The organism is Rhizobium sp. UGM030330-04, from assembly GCF_003208455.1.
In the GTDB taxonomy this organism is placed as follows: Bacteria; Pseudomonadota; Alphaproteobacteria; order Rhizobiales; family Rhizobiaceae; genus Agrobacterium; species Agrobacterium rhizogenes_A.
The window spans coordinates 18,400-30,863 of sequence record NZ_QKML01000017.1 but is presented as its reverse complement, the minus strand read 5'-3'; the positions used below and the strand labels follow the sequence as shown (position 1 = coordinate 30,863).

Annotated in this window: 9 protein-coding genes; 7 read left to right on the top strand and 2 right to left on the bottom strand. The window is 60.2% G+C overall.

Annotated features, from left to right (window positions below):
• The first annotated feature begins 240 nt into the window (after positions 1-240).
• From N434_RS22405 to amyA, 6 genes are all read left to right on the top strand, one after another.
• A complete protein-coding gene (locus N434_RS22405) occupies positions 241-1,482 on the top strand; it encodes an NRAMP family divalent metal transporter (protein WP_065117155.1) in 1,242 nt (413 codons plus the stop codon).
• A 20-nt stretch (positions 1,483-1,502) separates the two neighbouring features.
• Positions 1,503-2,270: a LamB/YcsF family protein gene (locus tag N434_RS22400; RefSeq protein ID WP_110760368.1), complete on the top strand. Its 768-nt coding sequence runs from the start codon at positions 1,503-1,505 to the stop codon at positions 2,268-2,270.
• 11 nt (positions 2,271-2,281) lie between these two features.
• The gene (locus N434_RS22395) at positions 2,282-3,091 is read left to right on the top strand and encodes a putative hydro-lyase (protein ID WP_110760367.1); all 810 of its coding nucleotides are present in this window, start codon (positions 2,282-2,284) and stop codon (positions 3,089-3,091) included.
• A gap of 7 nt (positions 3,092-3,098) precedes the next feature.
• Positions 3,099-4,715, top strand: coding sequence for a 5-oxoprolinase subunit B/C family protein (locus tag N434_RS22390; RefSeq protein WP_110760411.1), 1,617 nt, complete (start codon positions 3,099-3,101; stop codon positions 4,713-4,715).
• Positions 4,712-6,442: an acetyl/propionyl/methylcrotonyl-CoA carboxylase subunit alpha gene (locus N434_RS22385; RefSeq protein ID WP_110760366.1), complete on the top strand. Its 1,731-nt coding sequence runs from the start codon at positions 4,712-4,714 to the stop codon at positions 6,440-6,442. Before N434_RS22390 ends, N434_RS22385 begins: the two co-directional genes overlap by 4 nt.
• A gap of 110 nt (positions 6,443-6,552) precedes the next feature.
• Complete coding sequence (amyA, locus tag N434_RS22380; protein WP_110760365.1) at positions 6,553-8,040, top strand: alpha-amylase; 1,488 nt, start codon at positions 6,553-6,555, stop codon at positions 8,038-8,040.
• Positions 8,041-8,070: 30 nt separating this feature from the next.
• On the opposite strand, the gene soxR is transcribed toward amyA, so the two are convergent.
• Positions 8,071-8,526, bottom strand: coding sequence for a redox-sensitive transcriptional activator SoxR (gene soxR, locus N434_RS22375; RefSeq protein ID WP_065117149.1), 456 nt, complete (start codon positions 8,524-8,526; stop codon positions 8,071-8,073).
• A gap of 156 nt (positions 8,527-8,682) precedes the next feature.
• Positions 8,683-10,791, bottom strand: a complete 2,109-nt coding sequence (locus tag N434_RS22370) for a TonB-dependent receptor plug domain-containing protein (protein ID WP_110760364.1) — start codon at positions 10,789-10,791, stop codon at positions 8,683-8,685.
• A gap of 147 nt (positions 10,792-10,938) precedes the next feature.
• Between N434_RS22370 and N434_RS22365 the strand changes: the two genes are divergently transcribed.
• Positions 10,939-12,408, top strand: a complete 1,470-nt coding sequence (locus N434_RS22365; protein WP_110760363.1) for a glycosyl transferase family protein — start codon at positions 10,939-10,941, stop codon at positions 12,406-12,408.
• The last annotated feature ends 56 nt before the right edge of the window (positions 12,409-12,464 follow it).

Genomic DNA, 12,464 nt, shown 5'->3' with positions numbered 1-12,464 from the left:
AGCATCGGGAATTCCGTGACAGGCATGTTCGGACACGGCATGATTGCCCATAGCACAAAGCATTAGCAAAGCACGAAAAAAACGTGATGAATTCATGCGCATAACGTCCAACAAATAGACAGAATAAGAGAACGATTATTATTTATTGTTGAACAATGTTGACAATTTCACGGAACAGGACAAGATCGACCGCATAAAGCATCCGCGAGGGGCGGATTGCGACAGGAGCGGAGAAAATCCATGGAGCAGAAAAAGCTCACCCCGACTGCCGATCTCAAAATGTCAAAACGCGCATCTCTTCTGGGAGCAATCTTCCTGATGGCAACATCTGCCATCGGTCCCGGCTTCATCACGCAGACAGCGACATTCACCACGCAGCTTGGTGCCGCATTCGCCTTCGGCATTCTTGCTTCCATCCTCATAGACTTCGTCGTTCAGCTCAACATCTGGCGCATCGTAACGCTGACGCGCATGCGTGCGTCCGACATCGCCAATGCTGCCATTCCCGGCTCCGGCTATCTTCTCGCCATTCTCGTCATCATCGGTGGCCTTTTCTTCAATATCGGCAATATTGGCGGCACCGGCCTCGGCCTGAACGCCATCTTCGGACTCGATCCGAAAATCGGCGGCGCCATCAGCGCGATCTTTTCCATCGCCATCTTCGTTTCCAAACGGGCCGGCCTTGCCGTTGACCGGTTCATCATCTTCGCCGGTATCCTGATGATCGTGCTGACGCTCTACGTGGCATTCGTTTCCGCGCCGCCGGTCGGTGATGCCTTCCGCCAGACCTTCCTGCCGGACACGATCAATTTCGCGACCATCACCACCATCGTCGGCGGCACTGTTGGCGGCTATATCACCTACTCCGGCGCCCACCGGCTGCTGGACCGGGGAATGGTCGGCATTGAAAACCTGCCCGCCGTCAACCGCGCGGCGCTAACCGGTATCGCCGTCACCGGCATCATGCGCTATGTGCTGTTCCTCGCCATTCTGGGCGTGGTCGCCAGCGGCGTCATCATCGATACGTCCAGCCAGGCCGCCAACCCTGCCGCACAGGCTTTCCGTTCGGCCGCGGGCGATCTCGGCTTCCGGCTGTTCGGCATCATCTTCTGGGCGGCGGCCATCACTAGCGTCATCGGCGCAGCCTATACTTCCGTTTCATTCCTGCCCGTCTTCAAGCAGGACATGAGCGAGCGTGCCCGCAATATGGCTACGGTCATCTTCATTGCCATTTCCCTGGTCTGCTACCTGTTCATCACGACACCGCCGGCAGCCATGCTGGTCTTCGTCGGCGGTCTGAACGGCCTCATCCTGCCAATCGGCCTCAGCATCTTCCTGTTTGCCGCATGGAAGCGCGAAGACCTGATGGGAGGCCATCGCTACTCGCGCATCCTGCTGGCGCTTGGCGTTCTGACTTGCGCATTGACGTGGTACATGGGCTACAAATCCGCCGGCACCATCTTCGGCCTGCTCGGCCTGTAATAAACTAAAGGGAGGCAAACATGGCCGCTATCGATCTTAACAGCGATCTTGGCGAAAGCTACGGCGCATGGCGCATGGGAGATGACGAGGCGATGCTCGCCATCGTTTCCAGTGCCAACATCGCCTGCGGATTTCACGCGGGCGACCCGGCCGGCATCTACCGCACCGTCAAGGCCGCCGCCGAAAAGGGCGTGGTCGTCGGCGCCCATGTCTCCTATCCGGACCGCGTCGGCTTTGGCCGCCGCGATCTGGACACGACCTCGGAAGAACTAATTGCCGATGTCATTTACCAGATCGGCGCGCTGAAAGGCGTCGCCGCCGCCGCCGGAACCACGGTGCGTTACGTCAAGCCGCATGGCGCGCTATACAATCGCATCGCCAATGACGCGAAACAGGGACAGGCTGTCATTGACGGCATCAAGGCCATCGATCCGTCGCTGGTGCTGATGGGCCTTGCCAATGCGCCCATCCTCGATCTTGCGCGCAAGGCGGGTCTTGCCGTCGTTGCCGAAGCCTTTGCCGACCGCGCCTATACGCCTGAAGGCCAGCTCGTTTCCCGCCGGGAAGCCGGTGCCGTGCTGCACGACGCGGCAAAAATCGCCGACCGTATGGTCCAGCTTGCCCGCGAAGGCACGCTGGAGGCTATCGACGGCAGCATCATAAAAATCGAGGCGCAATCCATCTGCGTGCATGGCGACAGCCCCGGCGCGGTTGCCATCGCCCAGGAGATTCGCCGTCGTTTCGAGGCTGATGGCATCGACATCCGCTCCTTCGCGTCCAATCTCTGAGAGGACAGCCGATGACGACACCGATATCCTATCTCAACCACACGGATGCCGAAGCCGCCCGAAAGGCTCGCGCCACCTATCGCAACGGCCTCGTCGCCCCCACCTCCGGCATTGCGCCCGGCTTCACGCAGGCGAACATGATCGTGCTGCCGCGCGACTGGGCCTTCGATTTCCTGCTTTATGCGCAGCGCAATCCAAAACCTTGCCCGGTGCTTGATGTCTCCGATCCCGGTTCGCCCACCACGCTTCTGGCGCCCGGTGCCGATCTCAGGACCGATCTGCCGCTCTATAGGATCTGGCGGGACGGCAGGCTTGCCGAGGAAACAGCCGACGCCACCGCCGCCTGGGCGGAGCGCGACGATCTCGTCGCCTTCCTGATCGGCTGCAGCTTCACCTTCGAAACGCCGATGGTGGAAGCGGGCATCGAAATCCGCCACATGACCGACAAGAGCAATGTGCCGATGTACCTCACCAACCGGCCCTGCCGCCCGGCAGGTCGGCTGAAGGGCAACATGGTCGTTTCCATGCGGCCGATCCCGGCGTCGCGCGTGGCCGATGCGGCCACCATTTCCGGACGTTTTCCGGCCGTACACGGCGCGCCCGTGCATGTCGGTGCGCCGGAGGAGATTGGCATCACCGATCTTGCGAAACCTGATTTCGGTGATGCGGTGCGGATCGAGCCGGGCGAAGTTCCGGTATTCTGGGCCTGCGGCGTCACGCCCCAGGCCGCCGTGATGGCGTCCGGCGTGCCTTTTGCCATCACCCATGCGCCGGGACACATGTTCATCACCGATATTCCCGACACCGCCTATCACGTGTGAGGATATGATGCGTTTTCTTCCCGTCAGCCTCACCACCATTCTTGTCGAACTCGCCGATCTCGATGAAACGCTGGCGCTTTTTGCCTCGCTTCAGAACGATCCGGTGGAAGGCATTGAAGAGACGGTGCCGGCTGCCCGTACCCTGATGATCCGCTTTCGTCCTGAGAAGATCGATGCCGAAGCGCTGGCCGCGCGGCTGGCAAGCCGTGATCTCTCGGCAAAAATCGCGCCTTCGGATAATCTCGTGGAAATCCCCGTCCATTATAACGGCGAGGACCTTGCCGATGTTGCCGGGTTGACCGGCATGAGCATCGAAGAGGTCATCCGCCGTCATACCGAAAGCGAATTCACCGTGGCCTTTTGCGGTTTCGCCCCCGGTTTCGGTTATCTGGTCGGCGGCGATCCGGCATTGCATGTGCCGCGCCGGCAAAGCCCGCGAACCCGCATTCCGGCCGGCTCAGTGGCGTTGGCCGGCGCCTTCAGCGGCGTTTATCCGCAAAACAGTCCCGGCGGCTGGCAGATCATCGGCACCACGCCGGTGAAGATGTGGGATATAGACCGCGATCCCGGCGCGCTTTTCCAGCCGGGTTACCGGGTGCGTTTCTTCGACATGGACAAGGCCGGCAGAACGGCCGATATTTCCATCCCGGCACCGCGCAGCAGCACGAAAGAGCCCGCAAAGGACGACCCGCATTTCGAGGTGCTCGCCGCCCCCATGCCCGCCATTTTCCAGGATCTCGGCCGTTTCGGCCAGACCGGGCAGGGCGTATCGGCCTCCGGCGCGCTGGATCACGGCGCGTTCAATGCTGCAAACCGCATCGTCGGCAATCCCGTCAATACGCCATGCCTTGAACTGACGCTCGGTGGTTTTTCCTTCAGAAGCACGAGCCGCACTGTCATCGGCATTGCCGGCGCCCCCTGCCCCGTCACCATCACCACCGCAGATCGCAGCTTCACAGCCAAGACCCATGGCCCGGTCTCCCTTGAGCCCGGTGATGTCGTTACTTTCGGCCAGCCGCCGAAGGGCATGCGCTGTTACCTTGCCGTGCGCGGCGGTTTTGACGTCGAGCCAGTGCTCGGCAGTTTCGCAACGGATACGCTGGCCGTCGTCGGCCCGGAACCGGTGGGTGCAGGCGCCATCCTGCCGCTCAAGGGCGAGAAGTCTGGTCTTTCCAGCGTGTCGATCGATGAGGTTCCGGCCTTCGAACCACCGGCAACCGGCGAGGTCGTGACACTGGACGTCGTTCTCGGCCCCCGCACCGACTGGTTCACGCAAAAGGGTATAGAGACCCTGACCAGCCAGCTCTGGCAGGTCACCCCGCAATCGAACCGCGTCGGCATTCGCCTTGCCGGCGAGGTGGCGGTGGAACGCAAGGACAGCGCCGAATTGCCGAGCGAAGGCACGGCGACCGGGGCGATCCAGATTCCCCATAGCGGCCAGCCGGTTCTCTTCCTTGCCGACCACCCCCTGACCGGCGGTTATCCCGTCATCGGCGCGGTGGCGGAATATCATCTCGATCTTGCCGGGCAGATCCCGGTCAACGCCAAAATCAAATTCCGCCCGATCGGCCCCTTTGCCGAAATCGCGGCCAAGAACATAGAATCCCGAGGAGAAGAGCGATGAAAAAAGTGCTGATTGCCAATCGCGGCGAGATCGCGGTCCGCATCATCCGCGCATGTCGCGATTACGGCCTGCAATCGGTCGCCGTTTATGCAGACCCTGATCAGGACGCGCTTTTCGTCCGGTTGGCGGATGAGGCCTATGGGCTGGAGGGCGTACGTCCCGCCGAAACCTATCTCGATATCGCCAAGCTGATCACAATTGCCAAACGCGCCGGCGCCGATGCCGTGCACCCCGGTTACGGCTTCCTGTCCGAGCGCGCCGAATTCGCACAGGCCGTGCTCGATGCCGGCCTCATCTGGATCGGCCCGGACCCACAGGTCATCGAAGCACTGGGCGACAAGGTCGAGGCGCGGCGCATCGCCACCGGTGTCGGCGCGCCGCTGGTTGCCGGCAGCGACGGCCCGGTCTCTTCCGCAGCCGAAGTCACTGCCTTTGCCGAACAGCACGGCCTGCCCGTCGCCATCAAGGCGGCGCATGGCGGCGGCGGGCGCGGCCTGAAAGTCGCGTGGAAAATGGAAGAGATCGCCGATCTCTACGAATCCGCCGTTCGCGAGGCAACCGCCGCCTTTGGCCGCGGCGAGTGTTTTCTGGAACGCTTCCTCGACCGGCCGCGCCACATCGAGGCGCAGGTTCTCGCAGACAAGCATGGCAATGTGCTCGTCCTCGGCACCCGCGACTGCTCGCTGCAGCGCCGGAACCAGAAACTGATCGAAGAAGCTCCTGCTCCCTTCCTATCCGCCGAACAGCGCCAGAAAATCCATGCCGCCGCCAAGGCAATCTGCGCCGCTGCTGGTTATTCGGGAGCCGGAACGGTCGAATTCCTTCTCGGCGTCGATGGCACGATTTCCTTCCTCGAGGTCAATACGCGCCTGCAGGTGGAACATCCCGTTACCGAGGAAACCACCGGCATCGATCTGGTCATCGAACAATTCCGTATTGCCGAAGGCCACAAACTGCGCGTGCTTGAAACGCCGGAACCGCGCGGCCATTCGATGGAATTCCGCATCAATGCCGAAGATCCCGGCCGAGGCTTCCTGCCGACGCCCGGCTCGATCTCGGTCTTCGATGCGCCCTCCGGCCCCGGCATTCGCATGGATAGCGGAGTCGTCAGCGGCTCCAGCGTGCCGGGTGTGTTTGACTCGCTGATGGCAAAACTCATCGTCACCGGTGTGGATCGCGATCAGGTTCTGCGCCGCGCCCGCCGTGCGCTGAAGGAATTCCGCATCGAGGGCATCGCCACCGTTCTGCCGTTCCATCGCGCTGCGATCGAGACGGACGATTTCATCGGCACCGATGGGTTCAAGGTTCATACCCGCTGGATTGAAACCGATTTCGCCGCCATGCCGGATGCCATGGAACGCCCGGCACCGACCGATGATCCGTCGATTACCCGAACCTTTCTGGAAATCGACGGCAAGCGCGTCTCCGTCGGCCTGCCGAGCCTGCTGCTATCAGGGCTTGGTGCAGTCAGCGGCGGGAATACGGCTGCTCCCGGTGCCGCGATCAAGGAAAAGGAAGGCGAAATCACCGCTCCCGTTTCCGGCACCCTGCAATCTTTCAAGGTGAAAGACGGTGAGACGGTTGCCGAAGGCGATCTTCTCGCCGTCATGGAAGCCATGAAGATGGAAACGCAGATTGTTGCCACCAAGGCCGGCAAAGTCACCCTGATCGTCAAGGAAGGCGACTATCTGCAGGCGGGCGCGGTCCTCCTCGACATAGCCGGCTAATATACGGACGGCCAGAGGCCTCACAATTGCAGATCGCGCATCTCCGGCGGCGGAACCCTTTCGCCGCCGGGCCGTTTATGGCGCGACCTGCTAACCATCGTGAGGGAAATATGGCCGGACGCACCTTGCTTCAATTCTTCCATTGGTACTATCCGAGCGGAGGGAAATTATGGAGCGAGGTGGCCGAAAAGGCCGAAAGCCTTGCTAAAATGGGCATCACCGATATCTGGCTGCCACCGGCCTACAAGGGTGCCGCCGGTGGTTATTCGGTGGGTTATGACACTTACGATCTCTTCGACATCGGCGAATTCGACCAGAAGGGCACCGTCGCCACCAAATATGGCGATCGCGCCGCTCTCGAACATGCCGGCCGGACTCTGAAGGAAAACGGCATCCGCGTCATTCACGACGTGGTTCTCAACCATAAGATGGGTGCGGATGAGAAGGAGAAGGTGCGGGTTCGCCGCGTCAATCCCGAAGACCGCACAGAGATAGACGATGCGGATTTCCCGGCACTCGCCTATACACGCTTCACCTTCCCCGGCCGCAACGGCAAACATTCCAAATTCATCTGGGACCTGAAGTGCTTCAGCGGTGTCGACCACATTGAGGAGCCGACCGAAGACGGCATTTTCCGCCTCGTCAACGAATATGGCGACGGGGAATGGAATGAGGAAGTCGATCAGGAAAACGGCAATTTCGATTATCTGATGGGTGCGGATGTCGAGTTCAGAAACCGGGCGGTTTATGAGGAGCTGAAATATTGGGGCCGCTGGCTCTCCGAACAGATACAGGTCGATGGCTTCCGCCTGGATGCCGCCAAGCATATTCCGGCATGGTTCTTCCGCGACTGGGTCGGCCATATGCGCGAAACGGTCGATCCCGATCTTTTCGTCGTGGCGGAATATTGGCATCCCGATATCGACGCGCTGAAAAGCTATCTCGACCTCGTCGACAAGCAACTGATGCTTTTTGACGTCGCCCTTCATCACCGCTTCCACGATGCCTCCAAACAGGGGGGCGATTTCGACATGCGCAGCATCTTTGACGGCTCGCTGGTGTCGGCCGTTCCCGACCACGCCGTCACGCTCGTCGACAATCATGACACGCAACCGCTGCAATCGCTGGAAGCGCCGGTGGAACCGTGGTTCAAGCCGCTGGCCTATACCATCATTCTTCTGCGCGAAGAGGGCGTTCCGTGCGTCTTTTATCCCGATCTGTTCGGCACGAGCTACACCGATACCGGCAATGACGGCAACGAGTACAAAATCGACATGCCCGCAATCGAATGCCTGCCGAAGCTCATCGAAGCACGCAGCCGTTTCGCCAATGGCGCGCAGACGGATATTCTCGATGATGCAAGCTGCATTGCCTTTGTCCGCCACGGTACCGCAGATGCGCCAGGTTGCGTGGTGGTGATGTCAAATGGCGAGCCGGCGCAGAAAGAGGCCGATCTCGGCCCGGACCATGGCGGTTCAGTCTGGCGCGACTTTCTCGGACATAGCGAGGAACAGATCACCCTTGATGAAAACGGCAAAGGCGTCTTCCCCACCAATGGTGGCAGCGTCAGTGTCTGGGTTCCGGCCGCCTCCGAGTGAAGGCCAATCACGTTGATCCGGCAGCACCGATCATTCGGCGGATACGAGACGGCGCGGACCTGCGCCGTCATCGGCCAGAATGTCGTTCGGATTGCGCAAGGGGCAGTCGTCCAGCGAAAGACAACCGCAACCTATACAGCCGGTAAGCTGATCGCGCAGCATGACGAGGCTGTTGATGCGAAGCTGAAGCATCTCCCGCCAGGACTGGGAGAAACGGCGCCAGTCCGCTGTCGTCGCCACCCTGTCCTGCGGCAGGTCCGCCATCGCATCCCTGATAATGCTGAGCTGGATACCGGCCCGCTGCGCGATGCGGATGATGGCGATGCGCCGCAGGACGGCGCGATGATAGCGACGCTGGTTGCCTGAGGTGCGCCAGCCTTCGATCAAGCCTTTTGCTTCATAAAAATGGATGGTGGAAACGGCAACGCCGCTGCGATGGGCAACTTCCCCCACCGTCAGGCTGTGCTTGGATACGGTATTTTCCATTCTGGCTCCTGCTTCCGGAACGATTTCCGCTCGGGAAATGCGGAAACACATGAAGAGCAGCCGGTATAATTCCTCAACTATAGTTGAGGTCAATAGGCGACAGTCAAAAAAGAGGCGCCTGATGGCGCCTCCGAATGTCGTCAATATGGCCGGGGATCAGAACTTCGCCGTCATGCTGATCCAGAAACGGCGGCCTTCCATCACGGTATTGAAATCATCGGTGCCGACATCCTTGTCAAAGACGTTATAGATGGCCGCGTTAAAATCGACATTTTCAGCAACCGCATATTTCGCGCCAATATCGAGGGTCGTGTAGGCCTCATATTTGCGACCGGCCTTGCCGTTGATCGTCACCGGTGTACCGTTGGTGCCGATGCGCGGTCCGGCATTGATTTCCGATCCGTGATAATTCAGCGAAGCCCAGGCCTCCAGACCGTCGATCGGGGTCACCCAGTCGCCGCGCAGATTGGCCATATGTTCCGGCGTCCGCGCCAGCGGGAAGCCTTCATAATCGCCGGTCTTCTGTTCGGAATGCGTGTAGGTATAATTGCCGCGCAGCGTCAGTTCCGGCGTCGCATACCAGGTTGCCGTGAGTTCCACGCCCTGAATGACCGCATCGTCGATATTGTAATTATACCAGAGGCGATAGTTGCGATCCTCGCTCCAGCGGGCCGGCGTCCCATCCGGATTGAGTACCAGCGCGTTGGAAATCTTGTCCTTGAAATCGGTGTAGAAATAGGTGGCGCCAAGGGCGACGTCACCATTGTCCCAGAGTGCGGCCACTTCGTAGCTCGTGCTCTTCTCCGCTTCCAGGCCCGGATCGCCGATGATCACGCCGCAGGTACCGCTCGGACCATAGGTGCAGCCGCCGCCGCCCGTCGTATAGGCGTAACCGGGCGCAATCTGGCGGATTTCAGGCGCGCGAAAACCGGTGGAAACGCCACCCTTGATGGTCAGCTCTTTCGTCGCGCTCCAGACACCGTAAAGGCGCGGGCTGAAATGGTTGCCGTATTTTTCGTGGTTATCGAGACGAAGCCCACCCGTCAGCGCGAAATTATCGACGATGCGCCACTCATCCTCGACAAAAAGCGCCCATTGCGTCGCGGAAAATGTTTCATCGAGACCGGTGCGGCGTCCCGGATTCTGGTCCGTCAGTCGCGCCTCGAAATATTGGCCGCCCGTAACCATTGTGTGGTTGCCAAACAATTCGAACGGCGTGGTAAACTTACCGTCTAGAACGGTGTTGCGCACCTCCGGCGAGCGCGGATTTTCCGTCACCCGTCCCGTACGGATGTTCCGGGTGAAATTGGTACGCTCCGACCATTCCTGCTGGAAAGAGAATTCGGATGTGGTCGGCCCCCACCGGCCGGTATGCGACAATGACCAATGGTCGCGGGTATTGGTATTGTAGGTGCCGTTGGCGTCCGTCGCCGCCAGCGTGTCGCCGGGCTCGGCGCTACGGCGCAGTCGGGTCTTGCCGGCTTCGAGGTAGATGTCGTGGTCCTCATTCGGCGTGAATGTCAGGCGGCCGTTGAAGTCATATTCCCTGGCACCCGTGGTACCGCTCAGGACACGGTCTTCGCCGCGCGTGAAACCCCTGCCCCAGACCTGCAGGCCCAGTAGATCCTTCAATATCGGCCCATTGGCATACCAGGAGACCTGGCCGCTATTGCCGAATTTGGAGTGCTGCTGCGCTGTACCTTCCGTGGTGACGGAACCGGACCAGACATCGCCAACCTTGCGGGTGATGATGTTGATGACACCGCCCATGGCATCCGAACCATAAAGCGAGGACATCGGGCCGCGCACCACCTCGATACGTTCGATCGCCGAAACCGGCGGCACGAAGCTCTGCTCGAAGCCGGAATTGCCGTTGGTACGGGCATCGCGGGTGCTCTGACGCTTGCCGTCAACGAGGATCAGCGTGTAGGCGCCGGGCAGGCCGCGAATGAAAACATCCTTTTCATTGGCGATACCGGTGACGGATACGCCCTGCACTTCGCGCAAGGCATCTGTGAGGTCACGATAGGACCCTTTTTCCAGATCCTCCCGCGTTACCACCGTGATGCTGGCAGGCGCATCCTTAACATTCTGCTCAAAGCCGGACGCGGTGACGACGATCTGCTGGAGAACCGTGGTTTCCTCGGACGCCTGCTGTGCGAAGGCGGGCAGAGCAATGCTCAGCGCCGTTCCCGCCAGTGCTGCCGAAATACCAGCTTTTATTACTGTCGCAGACATATTCTGACCGCGGTACTTCAATTCCATGTTACGCCCCCGCATTTAACTTGAGAATTTAACACCACTTATTTAGGAGGGAGTGCGGGCGCAATGCGTTTGTTTTCGAACAGTTCTAAATTCCAGAAATTGCAAAAAGGGCTCCCCTGATCAGCGGCGGAGTAAAAAAATCGCAAGATGACAACCGGCAAGAGAAAAGACGAACCAGCCTCCACCACAAGACCCGACAGGCTGGGGCAGCTGAAATTACTTGTCGCCTTCGACGCGTTGTTGCGCGAAGGCAGCGTCAGCCGTGCCGCCGCGGGCATGGGACTGCCGACGTCGTCGATGAGCCGCATATTGCAGCAGCTCAGGGAGAAATACGGCGACCAGCTGTTTTTGCGCACCGGCCAGGGTCTGCGTCCAACCCCCTTTGCCGAGAACATGCGGCTGCGAATCCGCTCACTGGCAGCGGAAGCGGAAAATCTGATGGATTATTCGCAGGAGAAACCGGAAACGCCCGCAGCAGCCCATAAAACCGGTTGGGAACGACCGGTGCTGATGAAGGCTCCGCCGCTTTCACTGCGCCCCAGCGTTCTTCTGGAGGGACAGCCGACACCGGAAAATATTGCCGACCGTCTCGCGCGGATCGGCCACAATGCCGATCCGCAACAAAGGCTTGCCAAATATATTGCAACCTCGGCGATGGGCATCGGCAACAGCCGCCCGCTCAGCCAGAAGGAGGCGATGGACGCGCTGGCGATCATCCTTGACGGCAATGCCGATCCTATACAGATCGGCGCTCTGCTCGCTACCATGCATTACCGTGGCGTGACTGCGGCGGAGCTTGCCGGTTTTATCGAAGCCATGTGGCAGCATATCGGAAGGGACCGGCACCGGGCGGCCACCGTCGATCTCGACTGGCCGGCCTATATGTCGCCCAAACATCGCGATGCGCCCTGGTTTCTGCATTCGGCCCGCCTCGTGGCCATGTCGGGACACAGCGTCCTGTTGCACGGTCATGTGGGGCAGGGAGAAAATGGCGGCAAGCTCGAACTTGCTGCGGAAGCCTGTGGAATTCCCGTTTGCCATTCTCTTTCGCAGGCGGCCGAGGCAACGGCGTCCGAACGGATTGCCTATCTGCCGATCGGCGGCCTGTCCCTGCAATTCCAGGCTCTGCTTGGCCTGCACGGCATCCTGGAAATGCGCTTGCCGCTCAACACGGTTGTGCACCTTCTTAATCCGCTGCGCGCCAGGAGCGGCATCATTGGCGTTGCCCGCCCTTCCTATCAGGAGCTTCACCGGGACACGGCGCGGCTGCTCTGCGTCGAAAACCTTGCCATTCTCGGCAATACACGGGATTTCGCCCAGTTCACGCCGTTCCGCAGCACGCGGATTTTCGGTCTTTCGATGGGCAAAGACATCGAGTTCATCGTTCCCGCTCGCGAAACCCCACCGGCCGAAATGCCGACCATGTTCACCAGTTTCGAATATTGGCGGGCGGTCTGGACCGGAGCCGCCAGAGACGAGAGGGCAGAAACCACCATCCTCTCCACCACCGCCATCGCATTGATGCTGGTCAACGACATGACCATGTCATTTGAAGACGCCTATGCCCGCAGCCTGAGGCTCTGGCACGACAGGGCGCGCAATTTCACCAACGCCTGACGCTATGTCGCCTTGTGCCAGAGAATGGTTTGAGAGTTACCGCGCATCCGCTTTTG